Origin of the sequence: Rothia sp. P7208 (genome assembly GCF_048512915.1) — a bacterium.
GTDB lineage: Bacteria > Actinomycetota > Actinomycetes > Actinomycetales > Micrococcaceae > Rothia.
In genome coordinates this window covers 16,709-35,779 of sequence record NZ_JBLXXW010000008.1, presented here as the reverse complement: position 1 = coordinate 35,779, position 19,071 = coordinate 16,709, and the positions used below count along the sequence as shown (strand labels likewise).

The following is a 19,071-nucleotide window of genomic DNA, read 5'->3' as shown; positions in this document are numbered from 1 at the left end:
ACTAAATCGACGTCTGTGGAGGACAGTCAATCTCACAAAGAATGATAGTTGAGCTGTTCTTCAAGATTTTTCCGAGCGGCCCTCGCTGAGGCAGGGTCAAATAGCGATACACTACATGGTCCGAATCCTGATTTGACCGAAGACATCTCTACCTTAGAATCCTGATCCGATAGCACATCAGAATCTGCGTTAATGATTGTGACTCCATGCGAGCCCCAATCAGGCATATCGTGTCGAGCTATTGTTGATCGTGAAAACGCTGCAATGTACATAGCGCCATTATCGGGATTAGTGACAATTCCTCGAGGTGCTGGGCCAGCATCAATGTACCGTGTCACTTCAAACGTATCCATATTGATGACTGCAACTGAGTTGTCGCGCTCGAGGGTTGCGACCGCATATTTCTTGTCATTTGAGAACGCAATAGCCCTAACCCCACTTGCTCGAACTGGGATATGCGCGCATACCGTGTCCGTCTCGAGGTCAATGACAGGGATGCTATGTACAGCATTGCAGGCAATCAGCGCTATATTGCGAGATTCGTCAATATTAAGGCTGTATGGGAATGCTTCTGGAGCTAGCTTAATCGTAGAAACCAACTTAACACCATCGACATCATCATTGCCCAGACTCTTAATGTCGAATTTAGCGATATTTCCTTCTCCCCAGAGGGAGACATACGCAAAACCGTTGAGAACAGCCATATGTCGCGGGTCACGCCCAGAAGGTACTTGGTGAACTTCTTTGCCGATAGCCAAGTCGACGATTGACAGACTGTCTGAGCCCGAGTTTGAGACGAGAAGGTACTTTTCATTGCCTACAATGAAAAGTCCACGAGGCCCATTTCCAACCTCAATCCTACGTATCTCTTCGTGTGTTAATCCGTCGATTTCCGAGACAGTATTTGTGCTTGTATTACTTACAAAACCTCGCCCGTCAGATGTAAACCTGACACTACCACGTGGCGCGTTTCCGACCCGAATAGTTGCAATTTTGCGCACGGTGCCGTTCGCGTCTTCAAATACCGACAAGGTTCCGGAGTCTGTGTCGGTCGAGTAAATTTCAGTCATTTTCGTTCCTTCGGTAGATGTCAAGTTGATAACGCCTACACTAACATCCCCATCATCATAATGGGTGGCGATAAGCATCACATGGCCCCAGGCTCTTTTTGTACAATTCAGGCTCGCAGAGAGATGGGTAGGAGGTTTGGGGTACGAGCCTCTCTGGTTCTCTAGAATCACACCGCTTCGTAGTTCCATGCCCTTTCAAGGATGGGGCAACTTCCCTATGCGGGCCATTAAGTTGTGCGAATATGTGTCTGTGCGGGCTCAGGCACCCCTAAATCACCTGGCAGTTTGCAGAACATTGCAATAGCCAAATTTACTTCGTATTGCATCATGCCACCCTCTAATCAAATTTTTGTTACGGGTTGACTGAACTCCGAAACACAAGCATTGGCCAACCTGTTCAAATGGGTCGTTTGTTTCGTATCGGCATGACAGGTGACATACGGTAGCTTTGAACCTGCCGTAGCGGCAGGCTCGCTTCGCTGTATGCGAGTGGTGTTTTCTCTCGATATCAAGCGAAAAGCCCAAATATCAACGTTCTCACTGGGGCGCTACTTTGTATCCAAATTGTCTAGAAAGTATCCATCTAGACGCCCATTTTGATACAAAGATCTGAGTGAGTAGAAAGCCCCTTGGGTTACGTGTTTTGCCGAGTCAAGCACGTAACCTAAGGGGTTTTGTGTTCTGGCTGGGTACAGAGTGGCTGTTAGGGAGCCTCGATTGGAGGTGAATTGGGCGTCCGATGGGTGGTTTGACGCCGCCCTTGCTAGGTGTTGGTAAAGAAGCGTCACTGGATGAGCTGCAACTTACATCAGGAATCGATGCGTTACATCAGCTGAAAGTTTAATTGCAGTCAACGCAATTACAACTACACCAGCATTTGCATCATCATATGAACATGAGAACAATAGTCATTCGCTCACTTGTAATAATTATCGGGCTTCTGTGTTTGACTGGAACTGTTTTCCCACATTTCATCGTTAACCGATTCGTCACTTCCTACCTGCCTTTTGCGCAGATTATGGCATTCCCTCGGATTCTTGGCGTGCTTGCCTTGTTGTGTTGCACATTGCTTGCTTTTTTAACACGTGGCAAAAGTTTTACTATCTTGCGCTCTCTGCAATATGTAGTGTGGTGTTTAGTCGGAATTAGTCTTGTTTTTATTCCTTTTGGACTACCTCAACTCGGTGTTTCTCCAACATCGCAGGCTCAACGATCGCTCATCATCGTTACTTATAATTCGGGAGGAACCTTCACTCCTGCCGATCTTAATGAGATTCTTGAAGAAGGTACCCCTGATATCATCGTCCTTCCCGAAACAAGTGCTTACGACGCTAAGCTCGCCATTGAAAGTATCGGATACGGTGGAGAAATATTCGATACGCCTAATAGTGGTTTCACGGCGGCCTATAGCGGTCAGATTGCTCCGACAACTATCATCGTTAGCCAGAGACTCGGCCATGCTCATCTCTCGAGTGCACCAGCCACCACATTTGGCACTGTTGCGATAGAGTTTAAAGATGATGCCCTGCCCTTACTTGTAGGGGTTCATACCGCACCTCCTTTGCCGGGATTAATGGAGGCTTGGCGAGGTGATCTAGAACGGCTAGTCACGTTCGGCGAAAATGCCACGCGGCCTACAATTCTAGCTGGCGATTTCAATGCGACTACCCGCCACTCAGCAATGGCATCACGTTATCATCTTCTTGATTCCCAAGAATCGTGCAGAACAAAGCAAATAGGTACGTGGCCAGCCAATGTTAACGAAGTCTTGCGCACACCAATTGACCATGTTCTAGTAACCTCAGATTTACGAGCCGAAGGTTGCCAGGCGTTTTCTGTTGGTCACTCCGATCATCTCGCCTACAAAACCGATGTCATAATCACTAAATAATATTTTGGATTTAAACCTAAGGTACTTCCTGGCATTCTCTGAAACTGGCAGATATCTTAACTGCGGATTTAGATTTCCATCAAGAGGAGCCCTCCTTCCAGAGTGCCTTGGTTGGAAACCTGTGGCAAAACACAGGGTCTGCCAGGGCGCAGGTCTACATCTACTGACGAAACCTGAAGGCTACCTCAGCCAGTGGGTCAAACAGTCCGCGCAGTGGATACTCATGCATGTTTGGGTACGAGCCTCTATCCCACATCAACCTATCGGAGATGGAAGGCAGGGCATGTTCTGGTGGACTCGACTGTGCTATCAGAGGCTAAGGCGATGCGAGTGGAAGCGTATATAACGGGCGCAGGCTTTTGGGGTTGTAGAGCATTTCACACTAATAATGTCATATGTGCTGAAAGACACATACTGGGTACTAATATTCTTTCGTAGTGCAATGGTGCTACTACACAAAACCTAAGGAGTAATTCATGGCTACAAGGTTTAAGGTGGCTGTCACGGCTATTGTTTCACCCGACCAATTTACCGGTTCTTGCCGCGCCTAGTCAGGAGGAGGGTATATGGAGAAGATGAAGCCACATCTTTTGGATTCTCAGTTCTGGCGTTGGGCGCTGTTTGGGATTCCAGTGCTAGCTCTGGTCGCATACTTTTTCACCTGGGACGAATTAACAAGTATCGAGGCAACATGGCTGAAGTTACTCATCGTTGCTGGTGAAATTGCTGCAGGATACGTTGGCCTGGCCATGCTGTTGTGGTGGAATGCTTTCATGCAGCACAGGAATAAGAACAAGCGTTGATTACACTTGCCTGAATGCGTCAGTAGTGCAGGGTTTTTATGCTATTGCTTTGTGACACTGCCTCAAGCGGTTTGGCATGAGGTTGGATAAGTCAGCACTGTTTGGGCGTTAACCCCTTTAGGGGTTAACGCCCAAACACTTTATTTAGCAATTTGGAGAAGCTGAGTTTCATGTTCTCTATTCCTCCTGATGGTCAGCACTATTGCCAAGACAAGGGTTAAAGCTACTATTGGTACTGTCATTAATTTTTTAAGATAGTAGGTGTATATCCTTATACAGGGTATTTGACGGTATTTTTATGGTTTTTATCTTCAATGTGAGCGTTGTTCTGAATGTATAGGCGGTTCGAGTGTATTCGTTGAAGTCATGGGCTGGCTCACTGCTCATCGGCGTTCGGGTAGCACTTTTATTCGAGACGCGTAAAGTAATGTATGCTACCCAAAGCCGTTTAGAATCTTTTGGGGTTGAGGCCCGTAATGCACGCACAATTTCTCGTGTGCTTGCTTATTTTTCGTGTGCTTGCTTATTTTTCGTGGATAAATATCGCTACGAGTCTAGTATGCTCATTTATCGCCCCTCCCCTTCAGCGAATTTTTGACCTTCAAACGTCCGATGCAAACGGAATGATCTTACTCATCTGTATGGGGTGCGTACTGTTTGTGCTGAACGTTGAGGCAAAGAATAGGCGTCGTCATCATCTTTTCCTCAGCTTATTATCTCCAGCTAGCCGATACGGGTTTTGTTCGGGGTCTCTGTTAGTGGCTCTTCCTATCGTGGTATTCACGATTAAACAGGCGATACATCTACAAACTAAAGTTTTATTCGAGGTAGTCTCAATTTATGTAATACTGCTAATGCTGCTTCTAGCCTTTGAGCGAAAAATGAGCACATTATTGGTTCGCGTCATCAACCTGACAACCGTTGCGGTTGCTCTTAGGCTAGTGACATATTATTTTGATGTGAGCCAGTGGGGTATCAAGTTATTTGCCCTCACAATAGTGCAATCACTTTTTGCCGGACTACTAACTGCATTAGCCGCAATCATGACTTCTATTATGGCTAGTTGGCTTGGGAAACACCGTTTTGGACCGAAAGATACCAAGACCTATCAAAGGATTGGAATACTTGTTGGTCTATCCCTTGCACTGTCGTGGGTAGTGACTGTTGTTTTACAGATGAGTGACCGTTTTTCACATTTAACAGGTCTTATTCTTGTTACTGGCATCATGTTGGGTTGCCTCTTGCTACGAGTACATGCGGCACGGTTTACCAACCCAGAATCACTAGGTATGGGTCTATTACTTGGTCGAGATTTGCAATTTTCTGGTGAGAAAATTGTGAGATTCTATCGTTTTAATTGGGTGCTTTTGTCATTACCTCTGTTTGTTGGAGGGGTTCTCTTTTTAGCGTTACAAGGTACCTATTCTGGAATCGTTCTGTTTTTTTCTCTTGTATTTTTGGAGTTAGCTGTCGAGGAAATAGCCATTCAGCGTCGAACAGTAGTTCTACCTTCGTCATCACTTAATTCATTAGGGATAATTTCTCGTTCTGGATTAGGCGCTGGTATTGCCCTAGCCATAGTGTGTTCCGTTTCGGGCGCTGTTGGAGTAACGCCTTCTATTCACTTAGACGAGAATTCTTTAAGCGTCGTTATTGCAAGTTTGTTATTTCTTGTATCGGCTGGTGTTCTCATGTGGGTTCGTTACCTCGACTCAGATAAGTGGTTGCTTTCAATTTTTTGCACACCAAAGGATCAAGATATAGATGATTAAAATTGAGGAACTATTTTTTTCGTATGGGAATCATGTTGTATTCGATGATGTTACGTTTCAACTACCAGAACGAGGTCTCGTAGCAGTCACCGGACGTAATGGGGTTGGCAAAACAACCTTATTACGCATTCTTGGCAGGGTATATCAGGCTCATTTCATTGGTTCACCTCAATTTACGGCTACTTATATAGACACAGAATATTTAACTCTCGACACTTTAACGGTTGCTGAAGTAGTTGAGGTACTCTCTCGGCAGGGTAAGCATCTCAAAAGTGAGATGTTGTCAAAAAATCCTCTAATCACTCAGCAGATGTTGAGTACCCCGTTAGGGGCATTATCTTTGGGGCAACGTCAAAGGCTGGTACTTGCAATAGCTTGTTCATTACCTACCTCTTCGATGCTATTGCTTGACGAGCCTTTTAATGGGCTGGACGTTGAAGCTTGTACGAGCGCTCAAGATCAGTTAGTGAATATTAGTCAAGAAAAGTCGATTCTTTTTGCAACTCATAATTTGCAGGATATGAATGAGCTAGCAACGCACATTTTGCACATTGACGGACCGCATCTGATTTCCTTAGAGAAAAGTACTCTGAAGTGATTAGGCAATATTACTCGTAATGTATTAAATGTTGTTCTACTTGTATAGAGCAATGGTTACCGGATGAGTGAAATCATTATTTTCTTCACCGATAAAGGACCCATAAAATGTTAACGAAACCGTCACATACTCAACAAACCAATGTATCACAACGAACGCTCATCCCTGTAAGTCTCCGTATTATCTTAGGGCTGGTGTATACCGCTTCTATCCTTATTACTGTAGAAAATTTGCTCGTTACACAACTTAATTCTTTTGGCGGGTCACAGGTTTTATCGCTGAGTGCGACTATGGTTTTCTTACGTGTTATCACTGCTGGATGGGCTCTTTTACTGACTCTTTTCCAAGGTATAGCGTTGGGTATTCTTTTTGCAGTATCAACGGGCCTTCCCCGCCCAAGAATTGGCGAAAGTTGGGGATATATTTTAGTAGCGCAGATGCCATTTTCACTCGCAGTATTCACACTATTTGTTCTAGGCAAAACTGACGCTCTACCAATGGCTTATGGGCCGTATGTTCAACAGCTATCGGGAGTGATAACAGCGATTGTTTTTGCGATTTTTGCTTCACGAGGGAAGCAGGTTGTGTATCCGAGGCTCGTTGCATTTATTGTGCTAACAATCGCGGCTAATTCTGCAATACTCTTGATAACAAGTCAGATACACGCATAAGGCATCATCTAGCACTGTCTAAAAGTTGAGCAAGCTAGATTAGAAGGTTTATCTGTTCCTCCGTCCTGTCTATACTTCATGGTAGACACCGTGCGGGTATAGGCGAACTATATTTTAGTCAGGACGCTAAGCTTGATAGTTAAGTTAGTAAGCCATGTCCTCAAGATTCTATTGAGCCAAGATTATGGTGATTACAAACTATAGTTTTTCAGAACATCAGTGCCCTGATAACGGAGATGTTGAGGAGAGACTGCGACTGTTCGTCAGAAGATAATGCTTAAATTAAATCTTCGTCATGATATTTAGCCATCTAGTATTCTCCTTCTATCACTGAGGCAACAAGGTCTTTTGCTTTGGGTGGCGGGTGTATAGCGATATAGCTTCTATACTCTTTACTTATCTAAGAATTCGGATAGGATAGTAAGAATATCTTTAAAATTGACCAACTAATCGTGACAATGGTGATGGTTAGTTGGCTGTAATCGGAGTGGCTGGTTCTGGCTGATTACGAGGGAGTAAGCACTATGAACAGCTTCAGCTATTGCCATGAGCCTATTCGGAGTAAGCAGTGCCAGATTTTTCAGCAAAATTATTGTTAAGAATGAGTAATCGCATTGAATTATTTTTATTATACTTTTCGCTATTCTCTTTTCTAATACTATTACTATTTATTGAACGAACATCAGCGGACTCTGATGTTTTAATGAGATATTTTAGATACGTTATAGAATATAGAACAATTTTCATATTAACACTATCAACTATAGCACTATTATTCCATTATCGATTTTTAACTATAGCTAGAGTCGAGGTGAATTGCCGAGTATTAGTCGGAGATACTGTAAGGGATATAAAGATTAGGTACTTTATTGAACTCTTTTCTATTCTGATATTATGCTTTATCTTATCTACTATATTTAGCCTAGCATTTAGCTTTCCATTACTTGAAAATATATACTTATTTATAATTCTATCTGCGTATATAATACTTTCTTCATATCTATTGAGGAAAAAATGAGAGTTACATATTTTTTCTTTAGGAAGATTTTCCTCAGTAGACCCATTTTTACTTTAATGACGATTATTCTAATATTTATATCTAATTATCTTATTTTTTCCGCTTCAAGGTCAGTGCAATCTACACTTGAAGGATATGCAGAGGTAGAAAAAATTAGCAAAGAATCAACTTTTATCGAGAATTTAGATTCAGAATCTATAATTAATCCTGATAAATTAACTAAAGATTCAATGAATGATATCTATCAGTTTATTAATAAAAACTATGAATACGCATTTTTTACCGACGGTCTTATAACAGAATTAACGAACAGTCATGCCATCGAAGTGCCTGCAGTATATATTAATAATAATTACAGCAGAATCAATGCTTTTCCCTTGAGTGAGGGCAGCCCTATTTCTTTTGATTATCAATTAGGTACACAAAACACAATAGTTCCTATATTAGTTGGTTTTGGGCTAGCAGAAGAATACCCAGTAGGCACGCAGGTTCATTTTTATGACCCAGCGCTAGGAAAGAACATTACAGCTGAAGTATCCGGAGTCTTAGAGGGGGATATTTCTCGTTCCAACTATTATGCACTAGATTTTAAACAATATTATAATTTCTCAGTTATTATACCTGTCAATGAGTCGTATCTTAACGAGTCTGAATTTCAATTTAAGATAAACGGTTTAATGAATTTAATTCTCTTAAATACAGATGAACAGAAAGCCTCTCAATTAGGTAGGTATATTAACGAAAAAATTGACACCAAGTTTAACTACTATAACCAAAAAGACAACACTGATTTTTACAATAATTATTTTTTCTCATCGATAAAAACTCTTATAGGAGTAATTACATTTATTTCTATTCTTATTCTAGGTATAGCAATTTGGATCTCTACATCCACAATAAAGATAAAAGTTCGAGATTTTACTATTAATATCCTACTAGGATTAAGTTACAATAAGCTTAAAAAATTATTTTACATATACTATGGTGCAATATCATCGATAAGTCTTTTTGTAGTTTTTTGTTTAACTTTATATTTAAGATACAATTTTTGGATAGGTAAAAAATCTTATCTTGTTACGTACGGATTTTTAGGTTTACTCACGATGGATTGGATTGGGATACTTTCAGCATTTATTTTTAATATTTTACTGATAATAATAGTCACAAATATTACCATGTGGAAAATACAGAAAATCCCTATTTCCATAGGAGTTATAGAATGAACAATATATTAGATTTATATCTGGATGAGAAAGTTTATTGTGCTAAAAGCCAAAAAATAACTCTTCTTCAAAATTTTTCCCTCGCTGTTGAGCAAGGAGAAAAAGTTTCTGTTGTTGGAGAGTCCGGCTCAGGGAAAAGCACGTTACTCAACATATTGGGCCTTATCGACACCTCATACTCTGGCACTTATACACTATTCGGGAAATCTACGCAAAAACTTTCTGATAGAGAGTTAGCAAAGTTAAGAAATAAAAATATTGGATTTGCTTTACAAGAATCAGCTCTCATTACTTCTTTAAGTGTTGAGGATAATATAAAACTTCCACTCATATATTCTCAAAGCCGAGGGCAAAAAGAACAGCAAAGATTTGAGGATATTACCGGAGCACTTGGAATATCCAATATCCTCACGAAAAAACCTCTTGAATGTTCCGGAGGTGAAAGAGCTCGAGCAGCTTTCGCTAGAGCGATTATTATGAGCCCACAGGTTATTTTGGCTGATGAACCCACTGCTTCACTAGATGACAAGAATAAATCAAAGATTATCGATTTATTATTTGGCGCAGCTCATGATTTTGGCGCCTCAATCATAACAGTAACTCACGATAATATTCTTGCTCAACAGCATGATCGTGTCATCCAGTTAGAAAGAAAAGAATACTAACGTTTTAACTTTCACTTTTTTCTTTACTAGAACATGGGAGGTGAAATACGACTTCTTGTCATCAAGTTTATCGATCTACGAGGTCAGAACGCACAGACCATATAGCGACATCGGCGGAGCCTTGTACAACGTTCACACCAGAAACAGGTAGCCATACCCCACCGTCTCCCACGGAGTACTCCCCCGAATACACAACAGAAACATTCACCTGCACATTACCGGTAGAAGAATACTGATGACTTGTTGGTGTTTGCTCATCCCATACTCCATCACCTAGAACTTTCCCAGGTGAGCTAAGCACACCCGAGGACGTACCATCACCATAATCAAATACATAACCCACGGGCACGGCACGAACTTTTACAGGAAACCCAAGAACCTCCACCTCAAAATCTTGAGGGTGAGCTTTGACCATAAAGTTTGTATGGTAGTTCACCAAAGTATCAGCGCCCGGTTCAACAACAATCTCGGGCGCGTCAAGAACTAATCGTTCAAAATCTTCACCAGAAAACACCGGAAATTCAATGACGTCAGAGTCCGACTCGGCTTCGGTATTATCAGCACCAGATGGGTCTGGTGCGCCTCCTGCTGGGCGAGAACCACGAGACGGGCACCATGTTTTACCAGTATCTGACCAACCATTGCCAGAAGAAGATTGAACCCGATGCGCAACATCATCAGCAAAAAGCCCGCAACGAGGAGGCACACAACGTTTCTTACCGTCACAATAGCGAACAAGACGATACTCTATCTGCGGACCAGCATATGAAATCGCACTCTGTCCACCCGACGAATTAGCGATAATGGGAATACCGGTAGGAGTGATATACGCATTCGGAGGAGCTTGAGGATGAGCCTTTCGGCGAGACGTTAGAGGGGATGAGAAAGTTCCAGATATCTCAATAATCGATTCGTAAGAATCCCCGGTATATTTCCTCTTCTCCTCAGCGTTAGAAGCCGGTAAAGAATAAGAAACTAAAAAAATAACTGAAAAAAGTACCAGAAATATCTTCTTAGCTATCATAGTCAATGCCTTCGACTGCGGTAAGACCTAAGAAAACCCAGCGTCCCTCATCATAATATATTTCATTATTAATAAGCTTATCTTCGTTACCTCCACCTTCTATCGTGGAGCAACCCCTATCTTTCTCACAAAAAGTACCATCCGGTGTGTGAGTAGAAATTAGTATTCTATAAATTCCATCAGGAGAAATCACCAAATTATCAGTGTAATACTTTGTATTAGGTCTCTCTCTGAAAAGCCAATTCCCACTTGCGTAATCTGAATGAAGCCTTTGATAAAAATCGTGTTCCTTCACGTTCTGAGCATCGGTTAACTCTTTTATTCCTGATATATCACCTGTTAATACTGCATATTGACGCATATCAAGCCAATAGTCCAGAAATGCTAAGGCACCTTCTAAGGTCTCTTCACGAGCAGCCTCAGGAAAAACAGGCTTCGGCACGTTAAACGCACGATGCTTTACAGAAGCCGCAACATACTCACCAGCATCAACTTTCTTTTGTTCCTCTACTGTCAGACCAGACTCGTTAACATCATCAGGTGATGTAGAAGCATTTTCGGATTCTGACGTAGATGAAGTACCAGCTGAAGAAGAAGCTGACGCGCTAACACTTGCCGTCATGGAAGCTGAAGGCGAGTTCATCTTATCTTTTTCAGATACCGCTTCTTGAGTAGAGCATCCGCATAGTAGGGAACTGATACATAGCACTACGCTAGAACGAAGCAACCAGCTTTTAAACGACATAAGAGCACCTGTTTCATAAGGGAGTTAGTAGTCTAAGTTCAAAGACAAACTTAATTTTTCATTAAACCTACAATGAGAAAAGTGTATTGGAAAGAAGGTCATGGCTATCTGTGGATATATGACAGGTCAGTGACAGCGCAGAACTTTTTTCTTCGTCATTATATTCGCGGTTTAGCGCGCTAAAAGTACCATTAGCGAATAATGTATACCCTTATGGGGACAGAGTTTTTTGTTCTGGCGTTTTATGATATTCCTTATCAACGACAACGCATATTTGGTTGTGCGTATCACAATTATTTGCGGTTTAGGTTACGCCTCAACGTCGAGGGGAAGACCGCACTATGCGTGTCAATGAAGAAGATAGGAATATGTTATGGCTAGGTTCAAGAAATTACGTTTCCTTGCGGCAGCTGCGCTGAGTGCTGTTTTCGTGGCGCCGGTAGCAGCACCTGCTCATGCAGTAGTTGGAGGGTTCAATTCTAATCAGAGCGCAACTGTTCGACTATGGGCTTATGGCTATAAAGCACCGGACTTATTATGTAGTGGTAGCCATATTGGTGATGGATGGGTGCTCACCGCAAAACATTGTGTGGATGATATTGGTGTCAACACATGGTCAAGTCGTGTTGTTTGGGGAAATCCTCGTATTAACTGGAACCTTCCAGAGGATCAATACACCGGCCCAAATTCTGGTATCGACAGAATCGTCACCCATCCGGACGAAAATAAGGATATGGCGTTGGTGCATGTACCAGGTTTAGCTCAGGCTCGTGTGGCAACTTATCGTTTGCGTGACGGTGGTACCGCAGAAGATCTTAAAAATGCTCGTTGCACGGCGTATGGTTACGGCTTGTGGGAGGACGACATTGATTCTGAGAGTTCTTATGCTCAGCGTCAGCGAGGTTTGAAGATGAAGATTCGTTATGCGAGTACTTCTATTAAGAACTCTAATTCAGCGCAGCTTCGTGGTTATAACGACCGCGGTGGCTTCCTCGTAACAGGTGATTCTGGAGGGTCTCTTGTGTGCAACGGAGTGCTTTCTGGTGTGACTGTCGCTTATTGGCCTAAGTCAAAGTCTAATTCGTTTATGTCTATTTCTGCTCCTGAGCGTAATTGGATTCACCGCACTACTGGTATTTAATAATTTCTGATATTAAACGGGTGGGGCGCCCTCAAGACTTTTCTTGAGGGCGCCCCGTCTGTTAGCTATTGGTTAGCTTACATGTTCATAGGAACAGCAGTTTCAGATTCTGCTTTTTCCATTGCTTTTTGAGCTGCTGGATCTTCGAACATCTTGACGGGGTAGTCTTTACATGCGTCAGATGGTTCCATGAAGTTCTCCACAGTATTTTTCTTGACGATGTCGAGGTTTTCCTGAGTAATCTTCCATGGCATCACAGCGGTGAGTGGTTTGAACCAGCCGCGTGCAGGTACACCAGTGATGTAGTCCTGATGTAGGTCGTAGTTGTTGGGTGCGTAGATGGTGACAGTGAGGGTGTAGTCGCCAGGTTCGGTGATGGAGTCCTTTGGCAGGTTGGTGCCGTAGTGTGAACCATCGATTGCGTTCATTTCCATCATCATGCCGCTTGCAACAGTTTTGCCTTCACTGTTATCGAGTTTGTACATGAGGTGTAGGTCAGCAGGGGTTTCGTCGACGGAGTATCCCCAGTTGGTTGCGAACTCTGTTGCTTTGAGATCGAACTCAAGGTGCATTTGTGAGTCTTTGTAGTCAAGCATTTTCATGGTTGACTTGGGGTTGTCGAACATTTGACCTGGCTGGAAGAAGTGGATTGCACCGATGAAAGGTCCAAAGTCAGCTTCTGGTCCGGCTTGTTCCTGCAATCCACATTCGTCGGGACGTTTGTTGGCTGCTACTGCGCCTTCTGCTTCTTCAGGTGCAGCTGCTTCGTCACTAGCTTTAGCTTCTGCACTGACGCTGGCGGTTGCTTTTGCTTCATCTGCAGTTTTTGATTCTTCGTTCTTGGTGCAGCCTGCTAGCGCGGTCGTCGCGATAGCAAGTGATGCCAAGGTAACGAGGGTCTTCTTACCTAGTTCCATGGAGTTTCTCCTTAGATATTTATGTCGCAATGAATATCCGTACCTGTATGGTGAGGATATTTATTGTGTCGAGGGTTTTCCTCTTTTTACACCTCAATGGGTGAAGTTTTTGTGTGGTCTTTAGCTTTTGGCTAAGGACTGTTGTTCTTGTTCTGCTTCGCGGCGTTCACGGCGCTCTCGTAGGGTATGGGACAAGATAATCCACACGCTAGCAACGAAGAGAATAATTTGTGGTAGCAGTGTTTCTGCTTGGGGGTATATTCCTAGTTCTGGAATGTAGTATTCCATCCACGGTAGGTTAGTGCTTCCAAGGATGACGTTTGCTTCTTTAAGTTCTTGTACACCTTTTCCAACGAAGGAGATACACATAATAAAGAGCATGATGGAAGTTCCCATAAAGATGGGGCGTACTGGTAGTTTTGCTCCTCCAAAGCGGAAGATAAGGAAGATGATTGCGAGGAGTGCAACACCAGCCACGAACCCCAAAGCTATCCAGAGAGGGTCGCTTTTTCCGCCGGAGAAGGATGCGGTGTAGAACAAGACGAGTTCTGCCCCTTCTCGGATGACGGCGAGGAAGGCTGCAAAGACGAGAGCTTTTGCTGCTCCTGCTGATACGGAGGTTTTAACCATTCCGTTGATGTATTGTGACCAGTTTTTTCCGGAGGATTTTGAGAGCATCCAGTTGGAAACGTAGAAGAGCATACCTACGGCGAGGAACATGGTGATGCCTTCGAGTAGTTCTGATGCTTGTCCTGCTCCACCGAGCAGTTCAGAAAGTCCCCAGGCGAGCAGGAAGGATAGAGCGATAGCTGCAGCGACACCGAAGTACACGTATTTGACGAGGTTTTTATTGCCACTTTTGACGAGGTAGAGCACAATCGCAACAACGACGAGGAGTGCTTCGAGCCCCTCACGTAGCAATAAGGTCATTGCGGTGCTGAAGTCTACCCATCGTTGTACGGTTGGATCCGCTTTTTCTACGTGTTGCGCTTCAAGTAGTTTGTTGCCGATGGATTCAGAAGAATCTGCTGGTGCTACTCCGTCAAGTACCATGGCATCTCGTGCCACCGCGGTTTTGATGATTTCTAGTTGTTGAATAACGTCGGGGTTTCCGGGGTCAGCTTTGATAGCTAGTTTTACGCGAGTGAAGCGGCCTTCCATTTTGACTTTTCGGTTTCCCGATAGCGTCATGGAGGCTGGCTCTAGCGAATTTTCATACCACCCAAAGTATGCTTCGCCGATATCTTCTAAGGTTTTGTTGTAATCCTTGTTTTTGTAGGCGGCGATGGCTTGGTTAATTTCTGCTGCCATGCACAACGCGTAGTCTTGGTGGTTGCGTTGTGTTCCGTCTGGGTTGGTCGCACCTTTTTCACAGATTGGCAGAGTTTGCTCTGTTGCACTATTGCGTGTTGAGCTGTTCTGTGTCGGTGCTGCAAGAAGTTGTGTAGGCGATGATGATAAGAGGATGAGAGTGGCAAAGAGTACTGCTATTGCTCTTATCAGAATATTTTTAGATGTATTTTCGCGAAGCGAAGCTGTCAATGTGTTATTCCCTAGTCTGGGTTTCTGGGGCAAAACCCTAGTCGGTATTCAAGGATACTAAGATTAGTCTAACCTAATTGTCAAGATTTTTTGGTTCTGAAAATTTTTTATTGCTCCTATATGTTGAGTAGCTTCTACCTCAAAGGGGCTTATTTTTTAGCTTTATTCTCTCTTGTTTTCTAGGTTTGCTCAGGTTTTTTGTCGTATTTCTAGGGTTATTCAGACATGTGCGGTTAGTCTTAAAGACAGTTAGTTTTCTTCATTCGCTCTATCTTTAGGGAAATATCCGTGACTCCCCTTGTTCTTTGTTCGTTAACGGTTGTTGCCGTTCTTGTTATTAGTGGTATTGCTAAGGCAAAAGAGCCCCAAAGTACCGCAACTGCTCTAGTCAATCTCAAGTTAGATAGTTGGCTTCCTTTAAAATTCATCGCAAAGACTCTTCCTTGGGTTGAGTTATTTCTTGCGGCGTGGATTCTTGTAGTTCCTGGGACTATCGGGGCTTTGGGGGCCTTTGTCGCAGTTATTCTTTTTGCGGTGTATTGGGTTGTTATCGCTCGTGCGGTAGTCACAGGAAATACTGCTTCGTGTCAGTGTTTTGGTTCTAGCTCGCAAGCACCTATCTCCGTATTTACGCTTGGCCGAAATACTGCACTTTTTGGTGCGGCGATGGGAGCTTTGGTTGGTGCTGTCCAAACCGGTAATTCTGCGTTGGTTCAGTTTTTCTCTCTGAACAGCGAAGGCTGGCTATGGATTTTCTCAGCTGTAGTTTTGTCGTCAACACTGTGGTTTATTTATCGTTCTGAAACTGTTCCTGCATCGCCTACGGTAGGGAGATCTGATTCTCTCGAAGATCCTTCTGCTCTTGAGAGCTATCTTCAAGAGTATGACGGTGTTGAAGCTGAGTACATTCGTTTGCCTATTCCTTTTGGAACATTAGAAAATAGTGATGGTTTCCAGGTTAACGTACGAGAATTTGCTTCTTCACAGGCACGTATTTTGTTGTGGGTGTCTCCCGGTTGTGGCCCGTGCCAAGGTCTATTAGAGCAAATAGACGGCTGGCAAGAGCAGCTTCTTCCATTAGTGAAGATTCATCCTATTGTCTCGGAGCATGATTTGATTCCTTATCTGGGCCTTTCAGATACTTTTGAGCCGTTGGTTGATCCGCAGCACCAGTTCCAGCCAGCTTTTGGTTGGGGTTCTCCGATGGCGGTTGCGTTGGGTGCTGATGGTCTTGTCGCGGGTGGGCCTGTTCGCGGGCAACAAGATATTGAACAGTTCTTTGCAGATATCATTGCTCAGCTTACTGAACCTACCGAAGAAGATGAGGCTGTGTCTGCAACAGATGATGTTTTGGAATCTGTCGCAGAAAAAGATTCTTAGACAGTTTTAAAGAATGCCGGTAACGTTGTACGTACCGGCATTCTTTATATATAGGTTAGGTCAATATCATGCGTGATAAGTCGTTGTGGCAGATTAAGAAAGAGCAAAATCCTGGTCATTCTCAGTGGTATATTCAACGTTTTAAGACGATGCAAGAGCAAGGCGCTGATATTTTAGGTGAGGCCCGTCTGATTGATGCGATGTGTGCTCGCGGTTCTCGTATTTTAGATGCTGGTGCTGGTCCCGGACGTATCGGTTCTTATTTACAGAAGCAAGGCCATCAGGTTATTGGTATTGATATTGATTCTGAATTAATAGCTGAGGCCCAACGGGTATGCCCTGAAGCGCAGTGGATTACCGCAGATTTGGCGGATACAGCTGAAGTGTTAGGTTATTCTCAGCAAGATATTGAAGCACCTCAACCTTTTGACATGATTGTCTGCGCCGGAAATGTGATGACTTTTCTTGCACCGTCCACACGTGTTCAGGTACTTCGCGGATTCGCTACCGTTCTGGGTACGTCAGGTCGAGCTGTTATCGGTTTTGGTGCTGGCCGTGGCTATTCTTTTGAAGATTTTTTCTCTGATGTTCAAGAAGCGGGGCTAGAAGTTTCTCAGCGTTTCTCGACATGGGATTTATATCCTTATACGTCTGATGCTTCGTTTCTCGTCGCAGTACTAGCTGTTCCTTCAGCTTAAAAGATGATGGTGGTGTTTCCGTTAGAGAGGAAAACACCACCATCATTTTTATGGGTAAGTCTTCGTTTCTTTTAGAGAAGATGTATCTCTTCAAGAACTTCTGTGGGCAGAAAGTTTGCAGAAACGACGAGAGACAGCAGCAATAAATACACGATAATGGCTAAGGTGGAACGCCACTGGGGGTGTAATTCGTTAAAGCTCACAAGACCGGGGTGTTGTTTATTCATCTGCAAAACGTTGATGTTCGGGTACATCACGGTTTGCGGTGAGATATCGCCACTAATCTTTTTCATCGTTTTTTTGTCCCAGATTCTTCCGTCCATGCGGAAGATTCTTTTTTTCTGTGCGTTAGTAGCCCAGAGTGCTGGTACTCCACGGTGCCCTAAACTTTTAAGACCTTTTTGGGCTTTGTGCACCGATTTTTTTCCGATGAGACGTTCAGCAAAAATTGTTTGGTGAATTTCGTTGAGCTCAATGGTTCTCCACCCGAAGGTTCGCCCCATCAGAAAATGTGTTTTCGTGCGCACTGCAATAGTTGGTTTCAGAAATGAGTACACGGACAGCGCTGCGGCTAAGACAACAAACACAAGAATAACGGTGTAAGGCAGGGCAAGGCGCCGACGCGCAAGTAGTAGACCGATAGCAATAATGACAAGTGATGGAGGAACTGCTGCTATCAGTCGGCGATGGTATGAACTGATACGCGGATGATAGGTTGCAAGAATTTCGCCGTATTTTTCAGGGACCTGATGGATATGTTCTGCCATAGGTTCATCTTATTAGTTTCTTCTCTACACAGGCGCTTCTTTTTCTGTGTTCTTTGCTGAGTTCTCTCACACTGATTTTCTGGGCTACATTAGTGGTATGCGTTTTCGTTCTTCTGTTGATCGTATCTTAGCTTTTTGGGTTATTGGAATGTTCTGTGCAATAGCTCTGGCATTGATTTCTTTGACCCTTATTAACCGGTTAGTGTACGCACCAGAAGGGCAAGTACATCAGTATTTTCAGGCTCTTGAACGTGGCAAAGGAGACCATGCTTTGGGTATTCTTGATGCTCATGTTCCTGATGCTGATGGGACCTTACTTGATGGTAAAGCATTAAAAAATTCTGTATCAGAGATTAAAAATTTTTCAATTATTGGTAGTGCTATTACTGATGGGGGTTCTAAAGCACAGGTAGATGTCGAGTACGTTGTTGATGGTTCAACATATCGCAGTAGTTTTCATCTCACAAAGGTGGGCTCTCATTGGGGCGTCTTTGACCAATGGCATATCGACCCTCAAACTCTTCCTATTATTAGATTGCAAGCACCAGCAGTGCACAGTGCAAGTATTAATGGGGTGAAGGTGGGTATTGATTCAGCATCTCAGAATTTCGCGGTTCTTTACCCTGGTGTTTTTTCTATAACGTATGAATCGTCTCTGTATTCTGCTGAGCAGCAAAAAGTTCTTATCAGGGGGAATGACCCTCATGAAACAACAGTAGTTTTACGTCTTGTACCGAGTGAGAACGCCCAGAATTCTATTACGTCACAGGTTTCAGCAGATTTGAATGAGTGTGCGTCAAATAATTCTCTATTTCCCGTAAATTGTCCTTTTGAATATGATTTTACGGGACGTGTTCAAGGAAATGTCTCATGGACTATTCAGAAATACCCTACGACTAAGGCCGTTATTAATGATGAGGGGCGGTGGGTGTTGCCTTCATCTTCAGGAATAGCTCAAATTTCGTTTACCGAGCTTAATCTTTATACGGGTCAACAGCACAAAGTAAAAGAAGATGTTCCTTTTACTTTTTCTGCTGATTTAGATGTATCAGACCATGAAGTAGTTGTGCGACCTCGTTTTTAGTTCTAGATTTTATAAAAAAGGTTTTAGGTACATCAAGACAATGATGTGCCTAAAACCTTTTT

General features: G+C 43.3%; 17 protein-coding genes. 11 read left to right on the top strand and 6 right to left on the bottom strand.

What is annotated here, in order from left to right; all coding sequences use genetic code 11:
• Positions 1 to 32: 32 nt before the first annotated feature.
• Positions 33 to 1,070: a YncE family protein gene (locus tag ACN084_RS07395; protein ID WP_419106424.1), complete on the bottom strand. Its 1,038-nt coding sequence runs from the start codon at positions 1,068 to 1,070 to the stop codon at positions 33 to 35.
• Positions 1,071 to 2,016: 946 nt separating this feature from the next.
• Between ACN084_RS07395 and ACN084_RS07390 the strand changes: the two genes are divergently transcribed.
• From ACN084_RS07390 to ACN084_RS07360, 7 genes are all read left to right on the top strand, one after another.
• Positions 2,017 to 2,961, top strand: a complete 945-nt coding sequence (locus tag ACN084_RS07390) for an endonuclease/exonuclease/phosphatase family protein (RefSeq protein WP_419106423.1) — start codon at positions 2,017 to 2,019, stop codon at positions 2,959 to 2,961.
• A 566-nt stretch (positions 2,962 to 3,527) separates the two neighbouring features.
• Positions 3,528 to 3,764: a hypothetical protein gene (locus ACN084_RS07385; protein WP_419106422.1), complete on the top strand. Its 237-nt coding sequence runs from the start codon at positions 3,528 to 3,530 to the stop codon at positions 3,762 to 3,764.
• An 881-nt stretch (positions 3,765 to 4,645) separates the two neighbouring features.
• Positions 4,646 to 5,536, top strand: coding sequence for a hypothetical protein (locus ACN084_RS07380; RefSeq protein ID WP_419106421.1), 891 nt, complete (start codon positions 4,646 to 4,648; stop codon positions 5,534 to 5,536).
• The gene (locus ACN084_RS07375) at positions 5,529 to 6,134 is read left to right on the top strand and encodes an ATP-binding cassette domain-containing protein (RefSeq protein ID WP_419106420.1); all 606 of its coding nucleotides are present in this window, start codon (positions 5,529 to 5,531) and stop codon (positions 6,132 to 6,134) included. Before ACN084_RS07380 ends, ACN084_RS07375 begins: the two co-directional genes overlap by 8 nt.
• Positions 6,135 to 6,241: 107 nt before the next feature.
• Complete coding sequence (locus ACN084_RS07370; protein WP_419106419.1) at positions 6,242 to 6,805, top strand: hypothetical protein; 564 nt, start codon at positions 6,242 to 6,244, stop codon at positions 6,803 to 6,805.
• A gap of 1,131 nt (positions 6,806 to 7,936) precedes the next feature.
• Positions 7,937 to 9,046 (top strand): hypothetical protein, encoded by a 1,110-nt coding sequence (locus ACN084_RS07365; protein WP_419106418.1) that lies wholly within the window; start codon positions 7,937 to 7,939, stop codon positions 9,044 to 9,046.
• Complete coding sequence (locus ACN084_RS07360; protein ID WP_419106417.1) at positions 9,043 to 9,711, top strand: ABC transporter ATP-binding protein; 669 nt, start codon at positions 9,043 to 9,045, stop codon at positions 9,709 to 9,711. Before ACN084_RS07365 ends, ACN084_RS07360 begins: the two co-directional genes overlap by 4 nt.
• A gap of 67 nt (positions 9,712 to 9,778) precedes the next feature.
• Here the strand turns inward: ACN084_RS07360 and ACN084_RS07355 are convergent, their stop codons facing one another.
• Positions 9,779 to 10,735, bottom strand: a complete 957-nt coding sequence (locus ACN084_RS07355; protein ID WP_419106416.1) for a hypothetical protein — start codon at positions 10,733 to 10,735, stop codon at positions 9,779 to 9,781.
• Positions 10,725 to 11,378, bottom strand: coding sequence for a DUF6318 family protein (locus ACN084_RS07350; protein WP_419106415.1), 654 nt, complete (start codon positions 11,376 to 11,378; stop codon positions 10,725 to 10,727). Before ACN084_RS07350 ends, ACN084_RS07355 begins: the two co-directional genes overlap by 11 nt.
• Positions 11,379 to 11,853: 475 nt before the next feature.
• Between ACN084_RS07350 and ACN084_RS07345 the strand changes: the two genes are divergently transcribed.
• Entirely contained in the window at positions 11,854 to 12,621 is a 768-nt protein-coding gene (locus ACN084_RS07345; RefSeq protein ID WP_419106414.1) for a trypsin-like serine protease, read from the top strand.
• Positions 12,622 to 12,698: 77 nt separating this feature from the next.
• Here ACN084_RS07345 and ACN084_RS07340 read toward each other — a convergent pair whose 3' ends face one another.
• Positions 12,699 to 13,538 carry an iron transporter gene (locus ACN084_RS07340; protein ID WP_419106413.1) on the bottom strand — a complete coding sequence of 280 codons (840 nt, stop codon included), beginning with the start codon at positions 13,536 to 13,538 and terminating at the stop codon, positions 12,699 to 12,701.
• A gap of 120 nt (positions 13,539 to 13,658) precedes the next feature.
• Positions 13,659 to 15,080 (bottom strand): FTR1 family iron permease, encoded by a 1,422-nt coding sequence (locus ACN084_RS07335; protein ID WP_419106412.1) that lies wholly within the window; start codon positions 15,078 to 15,080, stop codon positions 13,659 to 13,661.
• Positions 15,081 to 15,368: 288 nt separating this feature from the next.
• On the opposite strand from ACN084_RS07335, the gene ACN084_RS07330 reads away from it, so the two are divergent.
• Positions 15,369 to 16,460, top strand: coding sequence for a MauE/DoxX family redox-associated membrane protein (locus tag ACN084_RS07330; protein WP_419106411.1), 1,092 nt, complete (start codon positions 15,369 to 15,371; stop codon positions 16,458 to 16,460).
• Between the two features lie 68 nt (positions 16,461 to 16,528).
• On the top strand, positions 16,529 to 17,158 hold the full coding sequence (locus ACN084_RS07325; RefSeq protein WP_419106410.1) for a class I SAM-dependent methyltransferase: 630 nt from the start codon (positions 16,529 to 16,531) through the stop codon (positions 17,156 to 17,158).
• A 71-nt stretch (positions 17,159 to 17,229) separates the two neighbouring features.
• On the opposite strand, the gene ACN084_RS07320 is transcribed toward ACN084_RS07325, so the two are convergent.
• Positions 17,230 to 17,925, bottom strand: coding sequence for a hypothetical protein (locus ACN084_RS07320; protein ID WP_419102411.1), 696 nt, complete (start codon positions 17,923 to 17,925; stop codon positions 17,230 to 17,232).
• 97 nt (positions 17,926 to 18,022) lie between these two features.
• On the opposite strand from ACN084_RS07320, the gene ACN084_RS07315 reads away from it, so the two are divergent.
• The gene (locus ACN084_RS07315; protein WP_419106409.1) at positions 18,023 to 19,009 is read left to right on the top strand and encodes a hypothetical protein; all 987 of its coding nucleotides are present in this window, start codon (positions 18,023 to 18,025) and stop codon (positions 19,007 to 19,009) included.
• Positions 19,010 to 19,071 lie beyond the last annotated feature (62 nt).

Coding starts and splice junctions, on each gene's coding strand:
- ACN084_RS07320 (WP_419102411.1), bottom strand. CDS start 17,925: ATGGCAGAACATATCCATCAGGTCCCTGAAAAATACGGCGAAATTCTT.
- ACN084_RS07315 (WP_419106409.1), top strand. CDS start 18,023: ATGCGTTTTCGTTCTTCTGTTGATCGTATCTTAGCTTTTTGGGTTATT.
- ACN084_RS07385 (WP_419106422.1), top strand. CDS start 3,528: ATGGAGAAGATGAAGCCACATCTTTTGGATTCTCAGTTCTGGCGTTGG.
- ACN084_RS07395 (WP_419106424.1), bottom strand. CDS start 1,070: ATGACTGAAATTTACTCGACCGACACAGACTCCGGAACCTTGTCGGTA.
- ACN084_RS07345 (WP_419106414.1), top strand. CDS start 11,854: ATGGCTAGGTTCAAGAAATTACGTTTCCTTGCGGCAGCTGCGCTGAGT.
- ACN084_RS07370 (WP_419106419.1), top strand. CDS start 6,242: ATGTTAACGAAACCGTCACATACTCAACAAACCAATGTATCACAACGA.
- ACN084_RS07380 (WP_419106421.1), top strand. CDS start 4,646: ATGAGCACATTATTGGTTCGCGTCATCAACCTGACAACCGTTGCGGTT.
- ACN084_RS07355 (WP_419106416.1), bottom strand. CDS start 10,735: ATGATAGCTAAGAAGATATTTCTGGTACTTTTTTCAGTTATTTTTTTA.
- ACN084_RS07325 (WP_419106410.1), top strand. CDS start 16,529: ATGCGTGATAAGTCGTTGTGGCAGATTAAGAAAGAGCAAAATCCTGGT.
- ACN084_RS07360 (WP_419106417.1), top strand. CDS start 9,043: ATGAACAATATATTAGATTTATATCTGGATGAGAAAGTTTATTGTGCT.
- ACN084_RS07350 (WP_419106415.1), bottom strand. CDS start 11,378: ATGAACTCGCCTTCAGCTTCCATGACGGCAAGTGTTAGCGCGTCAGCT.
- ACN084_RS07340 (WP_419106413.1), bottom strand. CDS start 13,538: ATGGAACTAGGTAAGAAGACCCTCGTTACCTTGGCATCACTTGCTATC.
- ACN084_RS07375 (WP_419106420.1), top strand. CDS start 5,529: ATGATTAAAATTGAGGAACTATTTTTTTCGTATGGGAATCATGTTGTA.